This window comes from Aeromicrobium sp. Leaf350 (genome assembly GCF_916858655.1).
Classification (GTDB): domain Bacteria; phylum Actinomycetota; class Actinomycetes; order Propionibacteriales; family Nocardioidaceae; genus Aeromicrobium.
This window is the reverse complement of record NZ_CAKASL010000002.1, coordinates 487,961-512,569: the sequence shown is the minus strand read 5'-3', so window position 1 is coordinate 512,569 and position 24,609 is coordinate 487,961. Positions and strand designations below refer to the sequence as shown.

The window sequence follows — 24,609 nt, the reverse complement described above, 5'->3', positions numbered from 1 at the left end:
GATCAGGCCTCGGCGGGCTTGTCGTCGGCGGCGGGCTCCTCGGCCGTGGGCTCCTCGGCGGGGGTCTCCTCGGCAGCAGCCTCGGCGGGCTCCTCGGCCTTGGGCTCCTCGACCTTCTCGGCCTTCTCAGCCTTGTCGGCCTTCTTGGCGGCGGCCTTCTTCGTGGTCGCGTCGGCCTTGGGCTCCGCGTGGAGCTCCTTCAGCGCGGCGTCGAACGCGAGGGCCTTGTCGGCCTTCGCCTCGGGCGACTTCAGGGTGGAGGTGCCACCGATGTCGCCGGTGATCTTGAGGATCGCCGCGACCGACTCGGTCGGCTGCGCGCCGACGCCGAGCCAGTACTGCGCGCGCTCGGAGTTGACGTTGATCGTCGACGGCTCGGTCTTGGGGTTGTAGGTGCCGATCTCCTCGATCACGCGACCGTCGCGCTTGGTGCGCGAGTCGGCGATGACGATGCGGTAGAACGGGGCGCGGATCTTGCCCATGCGCTTCAGACGAATCTTGACGGCCACGGTTGTGGTGTCTCCTTGGTGCTCGGTATGAGTGGACGTCCGTCGCGGGTGGGGAACACACACGTCGGGTGAGTCGAGGGGCCGAGGTCGGTTCGGGTGAGAGGGTCCTCACCGTCCTTCGGACACAAGGAGACATTGTGCCACGCGTCCGCGCGGGCCTCCAAGTCGCCACACGGCCGGGCGCCAGGGGCTGGCACCATGGACCCCATGAGCGACGTGACCGTCCTGCACCACGCCCAGTGCTCCACCTCCCGCCACGCCCTGACGGTGGCCGAGGAGGTCGGCGCCGACGTCGAGGTCGTGCAGTACCTCAAGACACCCCTGACACGGGAGCAGCTCCTCGAGCTGGTCGCGAAGCTCGAGGACTCCCCCGCCGACCTGGTGCGCAAGGACTCCTTCTTCCGCGACCAGGGACTCAGCGCCGACGACTACACGTCGCCCGAGGCCGTGGCCGACCTGCTGGTCGAGCACCCGCGTCTGATGGAGCGGCCCGTGCTCGTGCGCGGCGACCGGGCGATCATCGGCCGCCCGAAGTCGCGCGTCGCCCCGTTCCTGCAGGGGTAGCAGCGACCTCCCCTACTCGACAGGCGCTGCGAACTGGGCCGCGTACAGCCGCTCGTACGCCCCGCCGGCCGCGCGCAAGGAGTCGTGGGTGCCCTGCTCGACGATGTGGCCGTCGGCCATGACCACGATGTGGTCGGCGTCGCGGATGGTCGAGAGCCGGTGCGCGATGACGAAGCTGGTGCGACCCGACCGGAGACGCTCCATGGCCTGCTGCACGAGTGACTCGGTGCGGGTGTCGACCGAGCTCGTGGCCTCGTCGAGCACGAGGATCGCCGGATCGGCGAGGAACGCGCGCGCGATCGTGAGCAGCTGGCGCTGCCCGGCGCTGATGTTGGAGCCCATGTCGTCGATGTGCGTGTCGTAGCCGTCGGGCAGCGTGCGCACGAAGTGGTCGACCGACGCGGCCTCCGCGGCGCGCACGACGTCCTCCTCGGAGGCGTCCTCCGCGCCGTAGGCGATGTTCTCGCGGATCGTCCCGGCGAACAGCCAGGTGTCCTGCAGCACGACACCGAACTGGTCGCGCAGCGCGTGCCGGTCCATCGCCGCGAGGTCGACGCCGTCGAGGGTGATGCGGCCCCCGTCGAGCTCGTAGAACCGCAGCAGCAGGTTCGTGAGCGTGGTCTTGCCGGCGCCGGTGGGCCCGACGATGGCGACGGTCTGACCCGGGTCGGCGGTGAGGTCGAGCCCGGAGATGAGCGGCTCGGCCGGGTCGTAGGCGAACGTCACGTCCTCGAAGGCCACCCGGCCGCGCACCGGCGACGGGAACGGGGCGTCCGCCGGCTCCGGGGACTCCTCGGCCTCGTCGAGCAGCTCGAAGACGCGCTCGGCCGACGCGACGCCCGACTGCACCAGGTTGACCAGGGCCGCGATCTGCGCGAGCGGCTGGGTGAACTGCCGCGAGTACTGGATGAAGGCCTGCACCTCGCCGATGCTGAGCGTGCCCGACGCGACCCGCAGACCACCCACGACCGCCACCAGGACGTAGTTGAGGTTCGACACGAACATCATCAGCGGCTGCAGCGCACCGCTGAGGAACTGCGCCTTGAACGCGGCGTCGAACAGGTCGTCGTTGTGCCGCCGGAACGTCTCGCGCGCCTCGGCCTGGCGGCCGAACACCTTCACGACGTCGTGGCCCGTGAAGACCTCCTCGACGTGACCGTTGAGGCGACCCGTCGCGCCCCACTGCGCGACGAAGTGCGGCTGCGACCGCTTGGCCACGAACCGCATGACGACGGCGACGACCGGGATGGTCACGACCGCGATCAGGGCGAGGAGCGGCGAGATCGTCACCATCATGACGAGCGTGCCCACCATCATCAGCACACTTCCCAGGAACTGGGAGATCGCCTGCTGCAGCGACTGGGCGACGTTGTCGATGTCGTTCGTGGTGCGCGAGAGGATCTCGCCGCGCTCGGACCGGTCGAGGTAGGCCAGCGGCACGCGGTGGAGCTTGGCCTCGACCTCGTCACGCAGGTCGGCGACCATGTGCTGCACGACGGTCGTCGTGGTGCGGCCCTGCAGGTACATGAACCCGGCGCCGATCGTGTGGAGCACCATCACGAGGATCAGCACGAGCGCCAGGGCGCCGTGGTCGATGCCTTCGCCGGGACGCAGGTCGACCGACGAGACGAGCGAGGCGAGCTGGTCGTTGCCGTCGGCCCGCAGGCCGGCGACGACCTCCGACTTGCTCGCACCGGAGGGGAACTGGTTCGACAGGTAGCCCGTGAAGACGATGTCGGTCGCGTGGCCGAGCACGCGGGGCCCGACGACCGCCAGGGCGGTGCCCACGACACCGAAGGCGAGGATCGAGCCGGCCGCGAGGCGGTTGGCCAGCAGTCGCGTGACGAGGCGACGGAAGGTGGGGCCGAACTGCGTGGCCTTCTGCGCGGGTGGGGCCATGCCGGCTCCGGGTCCGCGCATCGGAGGAGCGGCCTGTCGGTTGCTCATGACGCCTCCTCCTCGGTCAGCTGCGAGAGCACGATCTCGCGATAGACCGTGCAGGTCTGCATGAGCTCGGCGTGGGTTCCCGTGCCGGCGACCCTGCCCTCGTCCAGCACGACGATGCGGTCGGCCTGGCGGATCGTGCTGACCCGCTGGGCCACCACGAGCACGGCTGACTCCGCCGTCACCGGTCGCAGCGCGGCGCGGAGCGCGGCGTCGGTGCCGTAGTCGAGGGCCGAGAACGAGTCGTCGAACAGGTACACGGCCGGTCGCTTCACGACCGCACGGGCGATCGCGAGTCGCTGCCGCTGGCCGCCCGAGACGTTGGAGCCGCCCTGGGAGATCGGCGTGGCCAACCCCTCGGGGCGCTTCTCGACGAAGTCGCGGGCCTGCGCGATCTCGAGTGCCTCCCACAGCTCCTCGTCGGTCGCGTCGGGCCGGCCGTAGCGCAGGTTGGAGGCGACGGTCCCGGAGAACAGCAGCGGCTTCTGCGGCACGAGCCCGATCGCCGCCCACACGTCCTCGAGCCGCAGGGTGCGCAGGTCGTGACCGTCGATCTCGACCGTGCCGCCCGTCGCGTCGAACAGCCGCGCCACGAGTCCGAGCAGCGTGGTCTTGCCGCTGCCGGTGGAGCCGATGATCGCCGTCGTCTCGCCAGGGCGGGCCACCAGGTCGATCTGCTGCAGCACGTCCTGCTCGGCCCCCGGATACCCGAAGGAGGCGCCGCGGATGTCGACGCGGCCGCGCGACAGGGTCACGGGCTCCGCGTCCGCCGCGCCGAGCACGCTCGGCTCGGTCTCGAGCACCTCGGTGATGCGCTCGGCCGAGACCTCGGCGCGCGGCCACAGCATGAAGATGAACGTCGCCATCATGACCGACATGAGGATGAGGACCAGGTAGTTCTGGAACGCCGTCAACGTGCCGATCTGCAGGTCGCCGTTGCCGATGCGGTAGCCGCCCAGCCAGGTGGCGAGGGCGACCGAGAGGTTCATGACGAGCATGACGATCGGGAACATCGTCGACATGAGGCGTCCGGCGGCGACCGCGACGTCGCGGTACTCGGCGTTGGCGTCGGCGAAGCGCGCCGTCTCCTCGTCCTCCTTGACGAAGGCGCGGATCACCCGGATGCCCATGATCTGCTCGCGCATGACCCCGTTGATGCGGTCGACGCGTCCCTGCATGAGGCGGAACAGCGGACGCATCTGGCGGATGACCAGGCCGATGCTGAGGACGAGCGCCGGGATCACCACGACCAGCAGTCCCGACATCACGACGTCCTCGCGCAGCGCCATCACGAGTCCGCCGACCGCCATGATCGGCGCGGTCACGAACATCGTCAGCAGCATGAAGCCGAGCAGCTGCACCTGCTGGACGTCGACCGTGGAGCGGGTGATGAGGGTCGGGGCCCCCAGCTCGGCCATCTCGCGGGCCGCGAAGGTCTCGACCCGGTCGAACAGCGCGGCGCGCAGGTCGCGTCCGAGCGCCATCGCGACGCGAGCGCCGACGTACACGGCGGCGACGGTCGCGACGACCTGCAGCAGCGTGACCGCGAGCATCGTGCCGCCCAGGCGCCAGATCAGGTCCGTGTCGCCCTCCACGACGCCACGGTCGATGATGTCGGCGTTCAGGCTGGGGAGGTAGAGGCTCGCGACGGTCTGCGCGAGCTGCAGGACGAGCACCACCAGGAGCGACGCCCGGTAGGGGGCCAGGTAGCGGCGGAGCAGCGGGACGAGCACCGTTGCACGTTACAACCCTCTGCCCACACCCAGGCCGCTAGCACCAAGGCCGCTAGACGACCAGGTCGATGCCGAGCACCACGACCAGGCCCGTCACCGAGAGCACGGTCTCCATGATCGACCAGGTCTTGATCGTCTGGCCGACCGTGAGCCCGAAGTACTCCTTGACGAGCCAGAACCCCGCGTCGTTGACGTGGGAGAAGAAGACCGAGCCCGCGCCGATCGCGAGCACCAGGAGCGAGACCTCCACGCCGGCCAGGTCGCCCGCGACGGGCGCCATGATGCCGGCGGCGGTGATCGTGGCGACCGTCGCCGAGCCGGTCGCGACGCGGATCAGCACCGCGACGAGCCAGGCGAGCAGCAGCACCGAGACGCCCGAGTCGCGCACGAAGTCGGCCATCACCTCGGCGATGCCGGTGTCGACCAGGGTCTGCTTGAAGCCGCCGCCGGCGCCGACGATCAGGATGATGCCGGCGATCGGCGGCAGCGCGTTGTTGAGGACCGTCGCGACGTCGTCGCGGCCCATGCCGGAGCCGCGGCCGAGGGTGAAGATCGCGACGATCACGGCGATCAGCAGCGCCACGAACGGCTCGCCGATGAAGTCGAGCACGGCCCGGGTCGTCGTGCCGTCGTCGACGAGCAGGTCGGCGAGCGCCTTGCCCATCATCAGCACGACCGGCAGCAGCACGGTGGCGAGCGTGACGCCGAAGCTCGGGCGGCGCTCCCGCGTGCTGGTCTCGGGCTCGAAGAGGTCCCCGGCCGGCACCGGCACCCACCGGTCGGCGAACCGCGCGAAGACGGGGCCGGCGACCACGATGGTCGGGACCGCCACGAGGATGCCGAGGCCCAGCGTGATGCCGAGGTCGGCCTTGAGCGCGTCGATCGCCGCGAGGGGGCCGGGGTGCGGCGGCACGAAGCCGTGCATCGCGGACAGGCCGGCGAGCGCCGGGATGCCGAGGGCGATGACCGACCGCTCCGCGCGCTTGGCCACGAGGAAGATCACCGGCATCAGAAGCACGAGGCCGATCTCGAAGAACATCGGCAGGCCGATGATGGCGCCGATCGCGGCCATCGACCACGGCAGCATCCGGGGGCTCGAGCGCCCCACGATCGTGTCGACGATGCGGTCCGCTCCCCCGGAGTCGGCCAAGAGCTTGCCGAACATCGCGCCGAGGGCGATCAGCACGCCGACACCCTTGACCGTGTCGCCGACGCCCGTGCTGAAGCTCGCGACGACGTCGAGCATCTCGCGTCCGGCGATGGCACCGACGACGAGCGAGCCGAGCGTCAGCGCGAGGAACGGGTGCAGCTTGAACCAGGTGATGAGCAGCACGAGCACGGCGATGCCGATGAGCGCTGCGGTGAGCAGCACGCCGGTGCCGGCGACGGCCTCGACCGGATCCCCGGTGGCGGCGACGAAGGACGAGCTGTTCACGGTGTCTCCTCGGGCTCGAGCGCCGACAGCCCGGCGCGCTCCACGAACTCATCGACGATCTGCTCGATCGGCGGCGCGATGTCGAACGACCACCCGCGCTCGTCGTCCTCGAGCGGCTCGAGGGTGCGCTCCTGCGACTCCAGCAGGGTGGCCGGCATGAAGTGGTCGCGCTTCTCCATGCGTTCCTGGATCAGGTCGTGGTCACCCTCGAGGTGCAGGAAGAGAACTCCCTCCGCCCCGCGACGCAGGACGTCGCGGTACGAGCGCTTCAGGGCCGAGCAGCTGATGACCCCACCGCTGTCGGCGTGCTCGGTGAGCCAGCCCGCGACGAGCTCGAGCCACGGCCACCGGTCCTCGTCGGTCAGGGGCGTGCCGGCGGACATCTTCTCGATGTTCGACCGGGGGTGGTAGTCGTCGCCGTCGGCGTACGGCAGGCCGAGCCGGTCGGCGACCGCGCGACCCACGGCGGACTTGCCGGTGCCCGAGATCCCCATGGCCACGACGAGGGGTCGGACCTCGACGGCGTTGTCACCCATGGCCCGGACGTTACGCCCGCTCCGGCCGATCGGCATCGCGGGAGGCGCACCCTGCGAGCCCTACAGCAGGTCCTTGAGCTCCTTGGGGAGCTCGAAGTCGGTGTCGCCGCCCTGGCCGAAGCCGAAGGCACCTGCACCGCCGCCCTGCGAGGGAGCCGGCTTGCCCTGCGCCTCGGCCGCGCGCTTGGCCGGGTTGCCGGAGGTGCGCTTGCCCTTCTTCTTCTGCTGCGGCTTCTGACGGGCGCCGGCTCGCTTGCCGGGCATGCCCGGGAGTCCCTGCATGCCGGGCATGCCGGGGACGCCGCCCCCCTTGGCCATCTGCTGCATCATCTTGGACGCGTCGGCGAAGCGGGAGACGAGCTGGTTGACGTCGCTGACCTGACGGCCGGATCCGGCCGCGATGCGGGCGCGGCGCGAGCCGTCGATGATCTTCGGGTTCTCGCGCTCCTTCGGCGTCATCGACAGGATGATCGCCTTGATCTTGCCGAGCTCCTTGTCGTCCAGGGCCGCGATCTGGTCCTTGAACTGACCCATGCCCGGCAGCATGCCGAGCATCTTGCTCATCGAGCCCATCTTGGAGATGGCCTCGAGCTGCGCGAGGAAGTCGTTGAGGGTGAACGCGCCGCCTGCGAGCTTCTCGGCCGCCTTGGCGGCCTCGTCGGCGTCGAAGGCCTTCTCGGCCTGCTCGATGAGCGTCATGACGTCGCCCATGTCGAGGATGCGCGAGGCCATGCGGTCGGGGTGGAAGACGTCGAAGTCGGTCAGCTTCTCGCCCGACGAGGCGAACATGATGGGCCGGCCGGTGACCTGTCGCACCGAGAGCGCCGCGCCGCCTCGGGCGTCGCCGTCGAGCTTCGTCAGGACGACACCGGTGAAGTCGACGCCGTCGGCGAACGCCTGCGCGGTCTGCACGGCGTCCTGACCGGTCATCGAGTCGATGACGAACAGGACCTCGTCCGGGTCGACCGCGTCGCGGATGTCGGACGCCTGCTTCATGAGCTCGGCGTCGATGCCGAGGCGGCCGGCGGTGTCGACCACGACGACGTCGTGCAGGGTGCGGCGCGCCTCGGCGATCGAGGCCGTGGCGACCTGCACGGGGTTGCCGACGCCGTTGCCCGGCTCGGGCGAGAACACGGTGACCCCGGCCTGCTGGCCGACGACCTCGAGCTGCTGGACGGCGTTGGGTCGCTGCAGGTCGCAGGCGACGAGCATGGGGCTGTGGCCGTTGTCCTTGAGCCACCGACCGAGCTTGCCCGCGAGGGTCGTCTTGCCCGCGCCCTGGAGGCCGGCGAGCATGATCACGGTCGGCGCGGTCTTCGCGAACCGGACGCGACGGGTCTCGCCGCCGAGGATCGTGACGAGCTCGTCGTTGACGATCTTGATGACCTGCTGCGCGGGGTTGAGCGCCTTGCTGACCTCGACCCCGTTGGCCCGCTCGGTGACCGAGGCGACGAAGTCGCGGACCACCGGGACGGCGACGTCGGCCTCGAGCAGGGCGAGGCGGATCTCGCGCACGGTCGCGTCGATGTCGGCCGGGCTCAGCTTGCCCTTGCCGCGCAGCGACGTGAACGCGGACTGCAGGCGGTCTTGCAGAGAGTCGAACACGGAGTTCCTCAGGGAAGGTCGGGATCGTCGGACAGCCCTCCCAGCCTAGCCGAGGGGGTCAGGCCAACGCGTCCGCGACGGCTCCCCGCACCTGCTCGGAGGCCGCCGGGTCCAGCGGGTCACCCGCGTCGTCGACGACGTAGAACACGTCGCGCACCTCGGCCCCGAACGTGCTGACGTGGGCCGAGCGGATCGAGGCGCCGGACGCGTGCACGGCCCGCGCGACCAGGTAGATGAGTCCGCGGCGGTCGAGGGCCCTGACCTCCAGCATCGTGGCGGTCAGGTTGGCACGGGCCACGAGGCGCACGCGGGGGTCGTCGTCGCCCTTGGCCGGCCGGTCGAGCCGCAGGTCGAGGTCGACGTCGCCGGCCAGCACGAGCCGCACGCGGTCGGCCACGATCTGGCGGTCGACGTCCGACCGGGGCGTCTCCCACATCGACACCGCGAACCCGTCGCGCGTGACGGTGCGCAGCGAGTGCAGGTCGATGCCGGCCAGCGCGAGTGCCCCCGCGAGGCGGGCGAGCAGGCCGGGGGCGTCGGGCGCCACGATCGTGAGGAGCGAGCCGCCCTGGTGCTCGACCACCTCGACCCGGACCCCGTCGACTCCCGTCAGCGACGGGAACGGCAGCTGGTCCGGCCAGCCCTCGTAGGCGTCGACCTTCACGTCGCCCTCACCCGTGAGGACCACCCGCACCTTCTCGACGAGGCCGTCGATCAGGCCGCGACGCCAGCGGGAGCGCGCCTCGCTGCTGGTCGCTGCACCATCGGCGTGCGACAGGGCGGCCAGCAGGTCCAGGAAGCTCTCGGTGCGCACGATCTCGGCGACGTTCATGGCCGTCGACGGGTCCTCGATGTCGCGACGCGTGGCGACCGTGGGCAGCAGCAGGTGCCATCGCACGAGGGCGGCGACGACCTCGGCGTCTCCCTCGGTGAACCCCCAGCGGAGCGCGACGTCGCGCGCCATGGGCTCCCCCACCTCGCTGTGGTCACCCTCCCGCCCCTTGCCGATGTCGTGCAGCAGCGCTGCGACGGTCAGCAGGTCGGGACGGTCGACGGTTCGCAGGTGAGCACCGGCCTGGACGCAGGTCTCGATGCTGTGCCGGTCGATCGTGTAGCGGTGCACGGGCGACGACGAGCCCCGCAGGCGGATGTCGGCCCACTCGGGGAGCCAGTGGTCGACCAGTCCGACCACGTCGAGCTCGTGCCAGACGTCGACGAGGCCGGGGCCGGCCGTGAGCAGGTCCACCAGCGCGCGGCGGGCCCGCGCGTCCCACGGCGTGTCCGTCGCCGAGGCCGTGGGCGCCGCCGCGGCCAGGGCTGCGGCCGTCGTCGGGCTGAGCGGCAGACCGGCCTGCGCCGCCGTCGCCGCGGCGCGCAGCGCGAGGACCGAGTCGGCCGGATCGGCACCCGCGGTCAGGACGATCTCGCCGGCGACCTCGTCACCGTCGCGCCCGACACCCGGCGCCACCTGGGCCGTCCGCGCCACGTCGCGCGGCGAGCGGGACGCCGAGAGCGACAAGGTCTGCTGCAGGCGGCGCCAGGTCAGGCGACCGACGTGGTCGAGCCGGCGTCCGGCATCGCGGACCCGGACCTGCAGCTCGGCCCGGGTGACCCCGAGCTCGGCCGCGACGTCCTCGGCGAGCTGCGGGTCGAGTCGGTCGGTCGCCCGTGCGGAGACGGCATGCAGCACGTCGCGCACGTCGAGCAGCTCGCTGCGCAGCGACTCGACCTCGCCGAGGGGCGCGTCCACGAGCCACGTGGCGACGAGCCCGCGCAGCACGACCGCGTCACGCAGGCCGCCGGCGGACTCCTTGAGGTCGGGCACCGCCACGTACGCGAGCCAGCCCGCCCGCTGCTCACGGCGCGAGCGGTCCAGCCGCAGCTCCTCGACGGTGGTCCGCGCCCCGGCGCGCCAGTCGGCGAGCACCTCGGAGCGGAGCCGCAGCACCAGGCCGGTGTCACCCGCCACGGTGCGGGCGTCGAGCCAGCCCATCGCGACCTTGAAGTCGCTGCGCGCCGCCTCCCTCATCCCGGAGGCCGACCTCACGGCGTGGTCGAGCTTGAGCCCCTGGTCCCACAGCGGATACCAGAGACCCTCGGCGAGCCGGTCGACCTCGGCGGTCGGCACCGCGTCGTCGTGCACCAGCACGACGTCGACGTCGCCGTACGGCGTCAGCTCACCCCGGCCGTAGCCCCCGACCGCGACGACCGCCACGCCGGATCCGATCCGCGCGTCGCCCCCGGACGGCACGAGGGCGCTGTACGCCGACCGCACGCACCGGTCGACATCGAGCGTGCGGTCCTGACGCGCGGCCCGCAGGTCCGCGCGCGCGCCGTCAGACAGCGGCTTCGTCGGTCTCGCCGGTGCGGACCCGCACGACCGAGTCGACCGGGATGACCCACACCTTGCCGTCACCGATCTTGCCGGTCTGGGCGGCCGAGGTGATCGTGCCGACCACGGTCTCGACGTCGGCGTCGTCGACGACGACCTCGAGGCGGATCTTCGGCACCAGCGAGACGTCGTACTCCGCGCCGCGGTAGACCTCCGTGTGGCCCTTCTGCTGGCCGTAGCCGCTGGCCTCGGTGACGGTCATGCCCGCCACGCCGGCCGACGCGAGGGCCTCGCGGACCTCTTCCCACTTGTGCGGCTTGATGACCGCGGTCACGAGCTTCATCCTGTGCTCCGATTCTCAGAAGTGCGAGCTGCCGGTGTTCGTGGCGATGTCGTAGGCGGACTCTCCGTGCTCGGCGAAGTCGATGCCCTCGACCTCGTCCTCCTCGTCGATCCGCCAGCCGATCGTGTACTTGATCGCGAAGGCGATCAGGGCCGTGAGGACACCGGTCCAGACGATCGCGAAGGCCGCGGCGCCCGCCTGGTCGCCCAGCGACCCCAGTCCACCACCGTAGAGCAGTCCGTCGATCCCGCCAGGCGCGGACGCCGAGGAGAACAGGCCGATCAGCACGGTGCCGATGATGCCGCCGACGAGGTGGACGCCGACGACGTCGAAGGAGTCGTCGAAGCCGAGCTTGTACTTCAGGCCGACGGCCCAGGAGCAGACCGCGCCGGAGATCGCACCGATCGCGATGGCGCCGACGGGCTCGACCGCACCACAGGCCGGCGTGATGGCCACGAGGCCCGCGACGATGCCGGAGGCCGCGCCGAGCGAGGAGGCCTTGCCGTGCAGGAGCTTCTCGACCGCCAGCCAGGCCAGCAGGGCCGCCATCGTGGCGATGGTCGTGTTGAGGAACGTCACCCCGGTCTCGGTGAGGAACTGAGCGGTGTCGAGCTCGCCGCCGTCGCCTTCGACGAACACGATCGAGCCGACGTTGAAGCCGTACCAGCCGAACCACAGCAGGCCGGCGCCGATCATCGTGAGCGGCAGGTTGTGCGGCTTCATGGGCTCCCGGCCGAAGCCGAGACGCTTGCCGATGATGAGGGCCAGCACGCCGCCCGCGACACCCGCGTTGATGTGCACGACCGTGCCGCCGGCGTAGTCCTGCGCCGGGAAGATCGAGTGCAGGTAGCCGAGGCCGAAGACCATGTGGGCCAGCGGGAAGTAGCAGAGCGTGACCCAGATCGGCAGGAACACGACCCAGGCCGAGAGCTTGACGCGATCGGCGATCGCGCCCGAGATCAGCGCGGCGGTGATGATCGCGAACGTCATCTGGAAGCAGACGTAGATCAGGTCACCGGCCTCGACGCCCTTGAGACCGAAGTGCGTGAACGGGTTCGAGAAGAGCCCACCGAGCAGCTCGTCCTCGCTGAAGGACATCGACCAGCCCCACAGGACGTAGACCAGGCCCACGACCGCCGCGGCGACGTAGGACATCATCAGCATGTTCAGCACGGACTTCGCGCGCGACATGCCGCCGTAGAACAGCGCCAGGGCGGGCACCGTCATGAGCAGGACGAGTGCCGTCGCGACCAGCATGAAGGCGTAGTAGCCGTCCATCGATCCCTCTACTTCCACATCGAGTCAGGTGACGCGACTCTAGGAAGCACACATTTCACGCGCCTGCACGAAGTGTTACGGGCGTGTGACGCGGGGCAGGGACCGGATCAGTCGCCGAGCAGCGCGTCGACGAACTCGGCGGCGTCGAACGGCGCCAGGTCGTCCGGGCCCTCGCCGAGGCCCACGAACTTGACCGGCACGCCGAGCTCACGCTGCACGGCGATGACGATGCCGCCCTTGGCGGTGCCGTCGAGCTTGGTCAGCACGATGCCGGTGACGTCGACGACCTCGCCGAAGACCCGGGCCTGCGTCAGGCCGTTCTGACCCGTCGTCGCATCGATCACGAGGAGCACCTCGGTCACGGGCGCCTGCTTCTCGATGACGCGCTTGACCTTGCCGAGCTCGTCCATCAGTCCGGACTTGGTGTGGAGGCGACCGGCCGTGTCGACCACGACGACGTCGGCCCCGTTGGCGATGCCGGCCTTGACGGTGTCGAAGCCGACGCTGGCGGGATCGCCGCCCTCAGGGCCCCGCACGACCTCGGCGCCGACGCGCTCGCCCCAGGTCTGGAGCTGGTCGGCCGCGGCGGCGCGGAAGGTGTCGGCCGCACCGAGCACGACCCGGCGGTCCTCGGCCACGAGGACGCGAGCCAGTCGGCCCACCGTCGTGGTCTTGCCCGTGCCGTTGACGCCGACGACCAGCACGACTCCGGGCACGCCCTCGTCACCGGTCGTGTGGAGGCGTCGGTCGAGGTCGGTGCCGACGAGGCCGATCAGCTCCTCGCGCAGGATCTCGCGAGCGCGAGCCGTGTCGGTGGAGCCCTCGACCTTCAGGCGGGTGCGCAGGTTGTCGACGAGCTCGGTCGTGGGGCCGACGCCGACGTCGGCGGCGAGCAGCGTCTCCTCCAGCTCGTCCCAGGCGGCCTGGTCGAGGTCGGAGCGGCCGAGGATCGCCAGGAGCCCCTTGCCGAGCGTGGAGTTCGACCGCGCGAGCCGTGCGCGAAGCCGTACGAGGCGACCACCCGGCGCCTCGGGGCGCTCGAGCGTGGCGGTCTCGGCGTGGTCCTGCTCCGGTTCCGGCTCGTCGCCGGTCCCGAGCGCTTCCGGGTGGAGGATCTCCTCCTCGGTCTCGAGGTCGGTCTCGAGCGTCGGGGGCAGCTCGTCGCCCCGTCGCATCAGGAACGTCGCGGCGAAGGCGAACACGACGATCGCGGACAGGGCGATGATCAGCAGGAGCTCGGTCGACACGGTTTCACCCTAGGCGACGGCGGGCGACCGGGCGTCGCGGCGCTCCACGGCGACGACACGGTCGCAGCGGGACAGCACCGCGGGATCGTGCGAGATCAGCACGACGGTGTGCTCCGGCGCCAGCGTGAGGACGTCGTCGACGAGGGCCCGCGCCAGGGGGCCGTCGAGGTGCTCGGTCGGCTCGTCGAGCACGAGCACGCGATGACCGCCGAGGAGGAGCCGGGCGAGCGCGAGCCGCTGGCGCTCGCCGCCCGACAGGCGGTCGCCCTGCTCCCCCGCCGTCCGGTCGAGGTCGAGGTGCAGACCCACGCGGCACATCGCCTCGTGCAGTCGGTCGTCGTCGGCGTCGGGGCGGGCGATGCGCAGGTTCTCCCGCACGGTCGTGTCGAACACCGCCTCGTCCTGCCCGAGCACGCCGACCACCGCCCGCACGTCCTCGGCCCGGAGCTCGGCCAGGTCGGTCCCACCCAGGCGCACCACGCCGTGCCGGGGCGCCACCAGGCGCGCGAGGGTGAGTGCCAGGGTGCTCTTGCCGGAGCCGCTCGGGCCACCGACGCCCACGACCTCGCCCGGGCGAAGCACGAACGAGAGGGGCCTGGTCAGGTCCGTGTCCCAACCGACGGTGACGTCGTCCACCGCGATCGTCGGGTCGTCGGGCACCGGCGCAGGGACGACCGGCGCGCTCACGGCCGGAGCGGCGTCGACCAGGTCCCGGACCCGGCGCTCGGCGGCCTCGACCACCGGGCGTCGTCGCTCGGCGTCGGCCACGGGGTCGAGCGCCTCCGCGAGGGCCAGCGGGGCCAGGAGCACCACGCCCACGAGGAGCGGCGCGATGCCACCGCTCGCCATCGCCGGAGCCAGCACCAGGGCGACCCCGCCCAGTCCGGCCGCCGTCAGGGCCAGCACCACGGCACTGCCACCGCCGCCCGCGTGGGCCTGGCGACGGTCGGCCGCAGCACTGCGCGCGATCTCGCTCCGGGCCCGCTCGACCGCCTCGTCGGCGGCTCCGAGGGCGACGAGCTCGGCGGCGTTCCTCGCCGCCTCGGTCACGTCCGGCGCCAGCGACGAGGCCACCGACCGCCCCGACCACCGCGGCACCGCGAGTCGGAGCACCAGGAGCGTCAGACCCGCCTGGGCGGCCAGCACGCCTCCGGCCGCCGGATCGACCAGCCCCACGACGACGGTCAGGACGACGACGGTCGTGAGCGCCGACCACCACGGCAACCGGATCCGCAGCAGCCGGTCCTGCACGGTGTCGACGTCCTCGACGGCCTGCTGCACGACCTCGCCGTGGCGTCGGCCCGCCAGGCCGTGGGGCGCCAGACGCGCAACGGCGGCGTAGACCGCGACCCGCGTGCGGATCGCCGTCTCGAGCGCGACGTCGTGGGTCAGGAGGCGCTCGGCGTAGCGGGCCGCAGCGCGACCGACGCCGAAGAAGCGCACGCCGACGATCGCGATCATGAGGTAGAGGACGGGGGGCTGCTGCGCTGCCCTCACGATGAGCCACGCCGAGGTCAGCAGCAGGCCCGTGGCCGCGAGCTGGGCGACCGCGGCCAGGAGCACCCCGAGCGCCAGGCGCGCCCTCATCGGACCGGCTCCAGCTCGACGACCCGGTCGGCGGACCTGAGCACCACGGGGTGGTGCGCGACGACGAGCGTCGTGACGCCCAGCTCGCGGATCGTCGCGAGCACGTGCCGCTCACGGTCGGCGTCCAGCCCGGCGGTGGGCTCGTCCAGCAGCAGGAGGTCGATCCCGCCGGAGCGGGCGCGCAGCAGGGCCCGCGCGATCGCCACGCGTCGCCGCTCCCCCGCGGACAGGTCAGCCGCGTCCTCCCGGACGACGCGGTCCGGATCGAGGTCGGCCGCTCCCGCGTCAGCGAGTGCACGGACGACGTCCGCCCGCGAGCCGCTCGCGCCCAGCAGCACGGCCCCCTCGATCGTGCCGGCGGGCACGGTCGGCACCTGGGGCACCCAGGCGACGCGGCGACGCCAGGCCACGACGTCGAGGTCGCGCACGTCGACGCCGCCGACCGTGACGCTCCCCGAGGCCGGCGTCACGAACCCGAGGACGACGTCGAGCAGCGTCGACTTCCCGACCCCGGACGGGCCGGCGACCGCCACCAGCTCGCCGGGCAGCACGACGGCCTCGTCGAGCCCGACCTCGGCGGCGCCGCTCCCGCGATCGACACGCAGTCCGTCGACGACGACGGCCGGCGCGTCCGGGACCGTCGCCGTGCCGGCGTGGCGAGGAGCGTCGAGCAGGTCGAGCGCCTCTCGGGCCGCCGCGACGCCGGCGTCGCTGTCGTGGAACTGCGACCCGAGACGCCGCACCGGCAGGTACGCCTCCGGCGCGAGCAGCAGGACGAACAGTCCTGTCTGGAGGCCGAGCCCGCCGTCGACGATGCGCAGACCGGTCGCCACCGCCACGATCGCCATCGACAGCGTCGAGAAGAGCTCGAGCACGAGTGACGACAGGAAGGCGCTGCGCAGGGCCTCCATCGTCGCGCGCCGGTGCCGCTCCCCTGCGACCCGGATTCCGCGCTCCTGGCGGCTGCCCAGCACCAGCAGCGTCCGCACGCCTCCGACGAGGTCGGAGAAGTGGCGGCCGAGCCGCGCCAGCTCGCCCCAGCGTGCGGACGTGCGGTCCTGCGTCGCCAGGCCCACGAGCACGAGGAAGCCGACGACCAGCGGCACCGTGAGGCCGACGATCACGGCCGACAACGGGTCGACGACGAGCAGCACGAGCACCACGACGGGCGGCACGATCGCCGTCACGACGAGCTGCGGCAGGAAGCGACCGACGTAGCCGTCGAGCGGCTCGAGCCCCGGACCCAGCAGCGTGGTGAGGCGGCCGGACGACGGCCTCGGTCCCAGTCGTCTCGGGTCGAGCACCTCGGCCACGACGGCCTCCCGCAGCTCGGCACGGACCCGCACCGCCGCGCGAGCGGCGACGGCGGCGCTCGCCCACGCGAGCACCGCGCGACCGACCACGCAGCCCACGGCCAGCACGAGCACCCGGGTGTCGAAGCGCTGGTCGACGAACGCATCGTCCACCAGCCGGGCCAGCCACCAGGCCTGCCCGACCAGCAGCAGGATCCCCACCAGCGCCAGGCCCACGCCCGCGGCCAGGATCGTGCGGACCCCGCGCGACCGCCTCAGCAGCCGCGGGTCGACCGGAGGTCCGCCCGATCGTGCCGCCCCTTGCCCGGCACCCCGGCCACTCATGCGGGGATGTGGTGCACGCCGATGCGGCGGCGGAACACCCAGTAGGACCACGCCTGGTAGCCGATGACGATGGGGGTGAACGCCGAGGCCACCCACGTCATGATCTCCAGCGTGTACGGCGTCGAGGCCGCGTTGGTGGTGGTGAGCGTCCCGGTCGCCAGGGTCGACGGCACGACGTCCGGGAACAGCGCCAGGAAGAGCATCGACGAGACCCCCATGATCGCGAGCGCCGTGCCGGTGAACGCCCAGCCCTCGCGTCCGGATCGAGCCGCGAGCATCCCGGCCACGAAGGAGAGGGCCGCGAGGCCGCCGGCCACCCAGACCGCGAGGTCACCGTCGCGAGCGGCGGTCCACCCGACGAAGGCGACCGCGGCGACGGCAGCCACCGCTCCCCAGCGCAGCCCGAGCGCCCGCGCCCGGTGGCGGATGTCGCCGACCGTCTTGAGCGCGATGAAGAAGGCGCCGTGCGTGACGAAGACGCTGAGCGTCACCAGCCCGCCGAGCAGGGCGTAGGGAGTGAGGAGGTCCGCGACCGATCCGACGAAGTCGTGGTCGGCGTCCAGCGGGATGCCGTTGACGAGGCCCGCCAGGGCGACGCCCCAGAGCACGGCGGGCACCGCGGAGCCCCAGAAGATCGCGTGGTCCCAGCCGCGCTTCCACGCGTCGTCGGTGCGCTTGTGCCGGTACTCGAAGCCGACGGCGCGCACGATCAGCGCGACCAGGATCGCGAAGAGCGGCAGGTAGTAGGCGCTGAACAGCGTCGCGTACCACTCGGGGAAGGCGGCGAACGTCGCCCCACCGGCGACGATGAGCCACACCTCGTTGCCGTCCCAGACCGGACCGATCGTGTTCAGCAGGACGCGCCGCTCGCGGTCGTCGCGCGCCAGCACCCGCGTCAGGATGCCGACCCCGAAGTCGAACCCCTCGAGCACGAGGTAGCCGGTCCAGAGGAAGGCGATGAGGACGAACCAGACGGTCGTGAGCTCCATGGTGGTCTCCTTCTCCGGGTTCTCGTCGGGCGGTCAGTAGGCGAACGCGAGGGGCGCGTCCGGGTCGTGGCTCGGCTCGGTCGGTGGGGGGTCGGCGGCCGGCAGCCCCGTGCGGATCGTGCGGAGCATGAGCTTGACCTCGATCACCGCCAGCACGCCGTAGAGGGCGGTGAACCCGATCAGGCTGAACAGCACCGTGCCGGCCGAGACGCTGGGCGAGACGCCGGCCGAGGTCGGCAGCAGCCCGAACACGAGCCACGGCTGGCGGCCCATCTCGGTGAAGATCCAGCCGAAGGAGTTGGCCGCGAGGGGCAGCAGCGGCAGCACGACCGCCCACCGCAGCATCCAGCGGCCCGAGAACGTCGACAGCGACGGCGAGCGTCCGCCACGGGTCGCCCAGAGCATCCAGGTGGCCAGCAGCATCGACACGCCGCCGGCGGTGATCATCGCGCGGAACGTCCAGTACGTGACCGGGATGTTCGGGGCGTAGTCGCCGGGGCCGTAGAGCTGCTCGTACTCGGCCTGCAGCGAGTTGATGCCGCGGATCTCGCCGTCCCACGTGCCCGTCCCGAGGTAGGACAGCAGGTGCGGGATCTTGATCTCCACGAGCGGCTCGGAGCCGTCGAGCGTGCCGACCGTGAGGGCCGAGAAGGCCGCGGGAGCCTCGTCCTCGTACAGGCCCTCGGCCGCCGCCATCTTCATGGGCTGGACCTCGGTCATGACCTTGCCCTGGAAGTCGCCCGAGATCATCGTGCCGAGTCCGGCGACGAGCAGGACGACGGCGCCGAGGCGGAACGACGTGCGGAACGCCCCGTCGTCGTCACCGCCGTCGTCGCCCGGGTGACGCAGCATGCGCCACAGGCTCACGCCGGCCACGAAGGCACCGCCGACCATGAAGCAGGCGAAGATCGTGTGCGGGAACGTCGCGAGCACGACGGGGTTGGTCATGACGGCCATGAAGTCGGTCAGCTCGGCACGACCGCTCTCGGCGTTGAACGCGAAGCCGACGGGGTTCTGCATGAAGGAGTTCGCCGCGAGGATGAAGTAGGCCGACAGCACGGTGCCGAACGCCGCGATCCAGATCGTCGCGAGGTGGATCGCGGGCTTGAGACGGTCCCAGCCGAAGATCCACAGGCCGAGGAACGTCGACTCCATGAAGAAGGCGAGCAGGCCCTCGATCGCGAGCGGGGCGCCGAAGACGTCGCCGACGAAGCGGGAGTAGTCGCTCCAGTTCATGCCGAACTGGAACTCCTGCACGATGCCCGTCACGATGCCCATCGCGAAGTTGATGAGGAAGAGCTTGCCGAAGAACCGGGTGAGGCGGAGGTAGCGCTCGTCGCCCGTGCGGTGCCAGAAGGTCTGCAGGATCGCGACCAGGAAGATCAGGCCGATCGTGACCGGCACGAAGAAGAAGTGGTAGACGGTCGTGATGCCGAACTGCCACCGCGCGATGTCGAGCGCTTCCATCGGGAGACCTCGATCCGACGTCGGAACTACTACCTGATGTAGTAACTACTACAGATCGTAGTACACGGCAGGACCCGCGGACGAGCCGGAACCCAGTGAGTCCTACGTCACGTAGTAGACTTGGACCGTGCCCCGATCCACGACCCGCCCCGGTGAGCTCGAGCGCTCCGTCATGAACGTCCTCTGGGACGCCGACGAGCCGCTCTCCGTGCGCGAGGTCCAGGACGCGCTCGACGCCGACGGAAGCGGTCGCGACCTCGCGTACACGACTGTCATGACGGTGCTGGACCGCCTGGGGGCCAAGCACATGGTCGACCGCGAGCGCGACGGTCGGGCCTTCCGCTACACGCCGAGCCAGACCCGCGAGTCGGCGGCGGCCGAGCTGATCGACGCAGCGCTCGACGCCTCCGGGGACCGCACGTCAGCCCTGGTCCACTTCGCCAGATCGGTCGATCCAGCGGAGGCGGCCGCCCTGCGTCGGGCGCTCGACGAGATGTGACACCGTTCCTGCTGGGCCTCATCGGCATCGCCTTGAGCCTGCCGGTGCCGGCCCTGCTCGGCCGCGCCGACTGGCCCTACCGCTCCCCCGCGGCGGGCATCGTGATGTGGCAGTCCCTCGCACTCGCCGCGATCCTCGCGACGTCCGGCGCGGGTCTCTCGACCGCCCTGTGGCTCGTGTCCGAGGACGACCCCCAGCCGTGGCGGGTGGCCCTGCACGTGCTGCTCCTGCTGGTCGGCGTGCTGATCTGGGCCCGGTTCTGGTGGGCCGTCTGGACCGTCTGGCGCCGCACGGGCGCGCGCCGTCGGCGGCAGCGTCACCTGGTCGACCTCCTCGCCGAGCCCGAGGGCGACGTCTCCGACCGGGTCGGGCCGGCCCTGCGGGTGCTGCAGCACGAGTCCCCCGTCGCCTACTGCCTGCCGGACCGCACCAAGTCCCGCGTCGTCGTGACGAGCGGGGCGATCGAGCACCTGAGCGCCGACGAGCTGCGCGCCGTGCTCGAGCACGAGCGTGCCCACGTGAGCGCCCGCCACGACCTGGTGCTCGAGGGCTTCGAGTTCCTGCGCGCCGCCTATCCGCGCGTCCTGCGCACCGACGCGCCCCTCGAGCAGAGCCGCGTCATGGTCGAGCTGCTCGCCGACGACGCAGCCCGCCGCGTCGCGGGTGACCGCGCCCTCGCCGGGGCGATCGTCGCTCTCGCCGGCTCGCAGACGCCGGCCGGCACCCTGGGCGTGGGGTCGGCGGCCACGATCCGGATGGCGCGCCTGCGCGATCCCCGCAGCGGCTGGTGGGCCGCAGGCCTCGCGTGGGCCATCTCGGTCGTCGTGCTCGTCGTGCCGACCGTCTTCCTCGCGGGGCCCTGGATCTTCCACGCCATCGACGTCCTGCGCGGATAGGGCGCGTCCTCAGACCGCGAGCGGCTCCAGGACGGCGCGGATGAGGTCCGGCACCGGCGTGACGGTGCGATCGGCACCGGTCACGTACACGTGGACGAATCGGCCGACCGCGGCCGGCGTCTCGGCCTCGCCCTGGAACAGGCCGATCTCGTAGACGACGCTCGAGGAACCGAGCCGGGTGACGCGCAGGCCGGCCTCGACGTCGAGCGGGAAGCGCAGCTCGCGCAGGAACCGGCAGCTGGTCTCGGCGACCACGCCGTAGGCGTCGAGCTGGCGCGTGTCGGTGCCGGTGGCCTCGATCAGGTAGCCGTTCACGGCCGTGTCGAAGTACGAGTAGTAGACGACGTTGTTGACGTGCCCGTAGACGTCCTCGTCCTCCCACCGCGTCGTGATCGTGCGGATCACCGGGAAGTCGGACCGGGTGGGCTCCGTCATGCGTTCTCCTGCTCCCGCAGCCGCTGGCTGATGACGGCCGAGACGCCGTCGCCGCGCATGGAGACGCCGTACAGCGCGTCGGCGACCTCCATCGTGCGCTTCTGGTGCGTGATGACGACGAGCTGGGAGTTGGCCCGCAGCTCCTCGTAGATCTCGAGCAGCCGCCCGAGGTTCGTGTCGTCGAGCGCCGCCTCGACCTCGTCGAGGATGTAGAACGGGCTCGGCCGAGCCTTGAACAGCGCCACGAGGAACGCGACGGCGACGAGCGACCGCTCTCCGCCCGAGAGCAGCGAGAGGCGCTTGACCTTCTTGCCGGGCGGACGGGCCTCGACCTCGATGCCCGTCAGGAGCATGCTCTGCGGATCGGTGAGGACCAGACGACCCTCGCCGCCGGGGAAGAGCCGGCTGAAGACGTCCTCGAACTCGCGCTCCACGTCGTACCAGGCCTCCGTGAAGACCCGTTCGACCGTCGCGTCGACGTCCTCGACGATGGCCATGAGGTCGGCGGTGGTCTTCTTGAGGTCGTTCATCTGGTCCGAGAGGTACTGGTGCCGCTCCTCGAGGGCACTGAACTCCTCGAGCGCCAGCGGGTTGACCTTGCCCAGCATCGCGAGGCCGCGCTCGGCGGTGCGCAGCCGCTTGGTCTGCTCCTCGCGCACATAGGGGCGCGGGTCGAGCGGCTCGCCCTCGTCGTCGTGCGTCGGCACGAGGACCTCCGGGCCGTACTCGCCCACCAGGGCGTCGACCTCGAGGCCGAGCTCTTCGAGCGAGCGCGACTGGAGGGCCTCGAGCCTCATGCGCAGCTCGGCGCGGGCCATCTCGTCGCGGTGCACCGAGTCGGTCAGCACCTCGTTCTCCTCGCTGAGCTCGCGCAGGCGGGCGCGCACTTCTCGCAGCTCGGTCTCGCTGCCGGACCGCGACTGCTCGATCTCGGCCCGCAGCGTGGCGGCCCGGTCGATCGAGATGCCGAGGTGCACGAGCACCTGATCGGTCGCGGCGATCACGACACGGGCGACCTCGGCCTCGCGGATCTGACGTGCGCGTCGCTCGGCGGCACGGCGACGGGCCTGGCGCTCGGCCTCGGCCGACTCCACGAGGGCCCGGACCTGCCCCTCCAGGGCGCGAGCCCGCTCCTCGTTGGTGCGCAGCGCGAGACGCGCCTCGGTCTCGGCGCGGCGCGAGGCGGAGGCCGCCTCGGCCAGGGCCTCGAGCTCGGTCGTGTCGGGCTCGGTCTCTGGGGCGGACTCGGCCTGGGCGAGACGGTCCTCCAGCTCGGCGAGCCCCTCCTGGTCGCGCTCGCGGGCCGCCGTGGCCTCCGCGATGGACTGGGCGGCACGCTCGGCCTCGGCCCGCGAGGCCCGGGCCGAGGAGCCGAGGCGTCCGAGGGACTCCGCGACGGCGGCCATCTCGGCGTCCGACTCGTGCAGCTGCTCGAGCACGGCATCGACCGCGGCCTGCGCCTTCTGCCGCTGGTCGGCCAGGGCCTGCTGGCGGAAGCGGAGCCGCTCGAGCTCGTGGCGCGTGCGCTCCAGGTCGGCCACGGACTCGTCGACGGCGGCCTTGACCTCGATCAGGCTCTCGGTGGTCGTGGAGCCGCCCGAGGCGAAGTGGGCACCGAGCATGTCGCCGTCGAGCGTCACCGCGGTGACGTCGGACGCCTGGCGCACCAGGGCTCGGGCGCGGTCGAGGTCGTCGACCACGGCGACCTTGAACAGCAGGCGCCGCAGCGCGGACGTGAGGGTGGCCGGACCGTCGACCACGTCGACGGCATAGGTCGCGAAGTCGGGCAGACCCGGCCAGCCCGAGTCGTCCCCGGAGTCGTCACCGCCGCCGAGCAGCAGGCCGGCCCGTCCGAGGTCCTCGGACTTGAGCTTCTCCATCGCGCTGACGGCCGTGTCGAGGTGGTCGACCGCGACCGCCTCGGCGGCCGAGCCGAGCGCCGACGCGATGGCACCCTCGTAGCCGGAGCGCACGGTCAGCAGGGCCGCGACCGACCCGAGCAGACCGCTGAGCTCGTCGGAGGCCGCGAGCAGCGCACCGGCGCCGTCCTTGCGGGCCAGGCCGATCTCGAGCGCCTCCTTGCGGGCGACGAGGCCCGCCTCGGTGCGCTCGAGCTGCTGGACCTGCGTCGCGATCTCCGCCACCTCGGCGTCGACGCCGTTCAGGGTGGTCTCGGCCGCGGCGAGCTGGTCGTCGAGACCGGACTCACCGGCCGAGAGCCCGGCGATCTGCGACTCCAGCGCCGTGAACTCCTGCTGCGCCGCGTCGGCGCGGGCGACGGCGTCGTCGCGCGACGTCGTGAGGCGGCCCAGCTCGGCCTCGGTGGCCTCGCCGCGCAGCTTGATGGCGTTGACCTGGCCGTGGAGGCGCGCGAGTCCCTCGCGCTGGTCGGCCGCGGCGCGGAGCAGCCCGGCGATGCGGCGCTCCTCGGTCGTGTAGGCCGACTCGGCCTCGCTGCGGGCCGCGACGACCTCCTGCAGGCGGGTGGTGGCCGCGGCGACCTCACGGGCGAGCACGTCGTGCTGCTCCTGGGCGCGGCGCGCGTCGGCCTCGAGCTCGTCAGGGTCGCGGCCGTGGTGCTGGTCGTCGGCCTCGACCGCGGCCAGGCGCACGCGCTCGGTGGCCAGCCCGGCCGTGCCGCGCAGGCGCTCGCGGACGCCCGACAGCGCGTACCAGGCTTCCTGGGCGGCCGACAGGCGCGGCGAGTCGTCGCGCAGGCGGTCCTCGAGCTCGGTCTCGGCACGTCGGGCGTGGGCGATGGCCGCCTCGACCGCGGCGCGCCGCTCCTTGAGCGCCGACTCGTCGGCCAGCTCGGTCGCGATGACCTGCTGCGCGCTGACGACGTCGTCGGCCAGCAGGCGCGCGCGGGCATCACGGACGTCGGCCTGGATCACGGCGGCTCGACGGGCCACCTCGGCCTGCCGGCCGAGCGGCTTGAGCTGCCGGCGCAGCTCGTTGAGCACGTCGGCGAGGCGCGTCAGGTTGCCCTGGGTCGCCTCGAGCTTGCGGACCGCCTTCTCCTTGCGCTTGCGGTGCTTGAGGACGCCGGCGGCCTCCTCGATGAAGCCGCGGCGCTCCTCGGCGGTCGCGCGGAGGACGGAGTCGAGCTGTCCCTGACCGACGATGACGTGCATCTCGCGCCCGATGCCGGAGTCGCTCAGCAGCTCCTGCACGTCGAGGAGGCGCACGGTGTCGCCGTTGATCGCGTACTCGGAGCCGCCGTTGCGGAACATCGTGCGCGAGATCGTGACCTCGCTGTACTCGATGGGCAGGGCGCCGTCGGAGTTGTCGATCGTGAGGACCACCTCGGCGCGGCCCAGCGGGGCGCGCCCGGAGGTGCCGGCGAAGATGACGTCCTCCATCTTGCCGCCGCGCAGCGACTTGGCGCCCTGCTCGCCCATGACCCAGGCGAGGGCGTCGACGACGTTGGACTTGCCGGAGCCGTTCGGGCCGACGACACACGTGATGCCGGGCTCGAGCTCGAGCGTCGTGGAGGAGGCGAAGGACTTGAACCCGCGGAGCGTCAGGCTCTTCAGGTACACAGCGGCTCCAGGGTCACGTCAGGGTCGACCG

19 protein-coding genes are annotated in these 24,609 nt (G+C 71.9%); 3 read left to right on the top strand and 16 right to left on the bottom strand.

The features are described from left to right. Nucleotides 1–2 precede the first annotated feature (2 nt). The gene (gene rpsP / locus LO931_RS11395; RefSeq protein WP_229053718.1) at nucleotides 3–509 is read right to left on the bottom strand and encodes a 30S ribosomal protein S16; all 507 of its coding nucleotides are present in this window, start codon (nucleotides 507–509) and stop codon (nucleotides 3–5) included. Nucleotides 510–716: 207 nt separating this feature from the next. Here rpsP and LO931_RS11390 point away from each other — a divergent pair, with 207 nt between their 5' ends. Beyond that, on the top strand, nucleotides 717–1,073 hold the full coding sequence (locus LO931_RS11390) for an ArsC/Spx/MgsR family protein (protein ID WP_229053717.1): 357 nt from the start codon (nucleotides 717–719) through the stop codon (nucleotides 1,071–1,073). 12 nt (nucleotides 1,074–1,085) lie between these two features. Here LO931_RS11390 and LO931_RS11385 read toward each other — a convergent pair whose 3' ends face one another. From LO931_RS11385 to LO931_RS11325, 13 genes are all read right to left on the bottom strand, one after another. Beyond that, nucleotides 1,086–3,020 carry an ABC transporter ATP-binding protein gene (locus LO931_RS11385; RefSeq protein WP_229053716.1) on the bottom strand — a complete coding sequence of 645 codons (1,935 nt, stop codon included), beginning with the start codon at nucleotides 3,018–3,020 and terminating at the stop codon, nucleotides 1,086–1,088. Continuing rightward, complete coding sequence (locus tag LO931_RS11380; protein WP_229053715.1) at nucleotides 3,017–4,750, bottom strand: ABC transporter ATP-binding protein; 1,734 nt, start codon at nucleotides 4,748–4,750, stop codon at nucleotides 3,017–3,019. The genes LO931_RS11385 and LO931_RS11380 overlap by 4 nt, the downstream gene beginning before the upstream one ends. Before the next feature lie 52 nt (nucleotides 4,751–4,802). Further along, nucleotides 4,803–6,185 (bottom strand): GntP family permease, encoded by a 1,383-nt coding sequence (locus tag LO931_RS11375; RefSeq protein ID WP_229053714.1) that lies wholly within the window; start codon nucleotides 6,183–6,185, stop codon nucleotides 4,803–4,805. Next, nucleotides 6,182–6,721: a gluconokinase gene (locus LO931_RS11370; RefSeq protein ID WP_229053713.1), complete on the bottom strand. Its 540-nt coding sequence runs from the start codon at nucleotides 6,719–6,721 to the stop codon at nucleotides 6,182–6,184. Before LO931_RS11370 ends, LO931_RS11375 begins: the two co-directional genes overlap by 4 nt. Nucleotides 6,722–6,781: 60 nt before the next feature. Further along, nucleotides 6,782–8,326, bottom strand: coding sequence for a signal recognition particle protein (gene ffh / locus LO931_RS11365; protein WP_229053712.1), 1,545 nt, complete (start codon nucleotides 8,324–8,326; stop codon nucleotides 6,782–6,784). A gap of 58 nt (nucleotides 8,327–8,384) precedes the next feature. Further along, a complete protein-coding gene (locus tag LO931_RS11360; RefSeq protein ID WP_255657902.1) occupies nucleotides 8,385–10,742 on the bottom strand; it encodes a [protein-PII] uridylyltransferase in 2,358 nt (785 codons plus the stop codon). Then, complete coding sequence (locus tag LO931_RS11355; RefSeq protein ID WP_229053710.1) at nucleotides 10,663–11,001, bottom strand: P-II family nitrogen regulator; 339 nt, start codon at nucleotides 10,999–11,001, stop codon at nucleotides 10,663–10,665. The genes LO931_RS11360 and LO931_RS11355 overlap by 80 nt, the downstream gene beginning before the upstream one ends. 15 nt (nucleotides 11,002–11,016) lie before the next feature. Then, nucleotides 11,017–12,279 carry an ammonium transporter gene (locus LO931_RS11350; RefSeq protein WP_229053709.1) on the bottom strand — a complete coding sequence of 421 codons (1,263 nt, stop codon included), beginning with the start codon at nucleotides 12,277–12,279 and terminating at the stop codon, nucleotides 11,017–11,019. Between the two features lie 107 nt (nucleotides 12,280–12,386). Further along, on the bottom strand, nucleotides 12,387–13,526 hold the full coding sequence (ftsY, locus tag LO931_RS11345) for a signal recognition particle-docking protein FtsY (protein ID WP_229053708.1): 1,140 nt from the start codon (nucleotides 13,524–13,526) through the stop codon (nucleotides 12,387–12,389). Nucleotides 13,527–13,535: 9 nt separating this feature from the next. Further along, nucleotides 13,536–15,113, bottom strand: coding sequence for a thiol reductant ABC exporter subunit CydC (cydC, locus tag LO931_RS11340; RefSeq protein ID WP_229053707.1), 1,578 nt, complete (start codon nucleotides 15,111–15,113; stop codon nucleotides 13,536–13,538). After that, complete coding sequence (gene cydD / locus LO931_RS11335) at nucleotides 15,110–16,750, bottom strand: thiol reductant ABC exporter subunit CydD (protein ID WP_229053706.1); 1,641 nt, start codon at nucleotides 16,748–16,750, stop codon at nucleotides 15,110–15,112. The genes cydC and cydD overlap by 4 nt, the downstream gene beginning before the upstream one ends. After that, nucleotides 16,747–17,739, bottom strand: a complete 993-nt coding sequence (gene cydB, locus LO931_RS11330; protein WP_229053705.1) for a cytochrome d ubiquinol oxidase subunit II — start codon at nucleotides 17,737–17,739, stop codon at nucleotides 16,747–16,749. Before cydB ends, cydD begins: the two co-directional genes overlap by 4 nt. 33 nt (nucleotides 17,740–17,772) lie before the next feature. After that, nucleotides 17,773–19,206: a cytochrome ubiquinol oxidase subunit I gene (locus tag LO931_RS11325; protein WP_229053704.1), complete on the bottom strand. Its 1,434-nt coding sequence runs from the start codon at nucleotides 19,204–19,206 to the stop codon at nucleotides 17,773–17,775. A gap of 127 nt (nucleotides 19,207–19,333) precedes the next feature. On the opposite strand from LO931_RS11325, the gene LO931_RS11320 reads away from it, so the two are divergent. Further along, nucleotides 19,334–19,705: a BlaI/MecI/CopY family transcriptional regulator gene (locus LO931_RS11320; RefSeq protein WP_255657900.1), complete on the top strand. Its 372-nt coding sequence runs from the start codon at nucleotides 19,334–19,336 to the stop codon at nucleotides 19,703–19,705. Continuing rightward, on the top strand, nucleotides 19,702–20,601 hold the full coding sequence (locus LO931_RS11315) for a M56 family metallopeptidase (RefSeq protein WP_229053703.1): 900 nt from the start codon (nucleotides 19,702–19,704) through the stop codon (nucleotides 20,599–20,601). The genes LO931_RS11320 and LO931_RS11315 overlap by 4 nt, the downstream gene beginning before the upstream one ends. 9 nt (nucleotides 20,602–20,610) lie before the next feature. Here LO931_RS11315 and LO931_RS11310 read toward each other — a convergent pair whose 3' ends face one another. Both LO931_RS11310 and smc read right to left on the bottom strand, forming a co-directional pair. After that, entirely contained in the window at nucleotides 20,611–21,036 is a 426-nt protein-coding gene (locus LO931_RS11310; RefSeq protein WP_229053702.1) for a thioesterase family protein, read from the bottom strand. Beyond that, entirely contained in the window at nucleotides 21,033–24,578 is a 3,546-nt protein-coding gene (gene smc, locus LO931_RS11305; protein WP_229053701.1) for a chromosome segregation protein SMC, read from the bottom strand. Before smc ends, LO931_RS11310 begins: the two co-directional genes overlap by 4 nt. Nucleotides 24,579–24,609 lie beyond the last annotated feature (31 nt).

Coding starts and splice junctions, on each gene's coding strand:
- LO931_RS11355 (WP_229053710.1), bottom strand. CDS start 11,001: ATGAAGCTCGTGACCGCGGTCATCAAGCCGCACAAGTGGGAAGAGGTC.
- LO931_RS11390 (WP_229053717.1), top strand. CDS start 717: ATGAGCGACGTGACCGTCCTGCACCACGCCCAGTGCTCCACCTCCCGC.
- LO931_RS11385 (WP_229053716.1), bottom strand. CDS start 3,020: ATGAGCAACCGACAGGCCGCTCCTCCGATGCGCGGACCCGGAGCCGGC.
- cydB (WP_229053705.1), bottom strand. CDS start 17,739: ATGGAGCTCACGACCGTCTGGTTCGTCCTCATCGCCTTCCTCTGGACC.
- LO931_RS11310 (WP_229053702.1), bottom strand. CDS start 21,036: ATGACGGAGCCCACCCGGTCCGACTTCCCGGTGATCCGCACGATCACG.
- LO931_RS11370 (WP_229053713.1), bottom strand. CDS start 6,721: ATGGGTGACAACGCCGTCGAGGTCCGACCCCTCGTCGTGGCCATGGGG.
- cydC (WP_229053707.1), bottom strand. CDS start 15,113: ATGAGGGCGCGCCTGGCGCTCGGGGTGCTCCTGGCCGCGGTCGCCCAG.
- LO931_RS11325 (WP_229053704.1), bottom strand. CDS start 19,206: ATGGAAGCGCTCGACATCGCGCGGTGGCAGTTCGGCATCACGACCGTC.
- cydD (WP_229053706.1), bottom strand. CDS start 16,750: ATGAGTGGCCGGGGTGCCGGGCAAGGGGCGGCACGATCGGGCGGACCT.
- LO931_RS11350 (WP_229053709.1), bottom strand. CDS start 12,279: ATGGACGGCTACTACGCCTTCATGCTGGTCGCGACGGCACTCGTCCTG.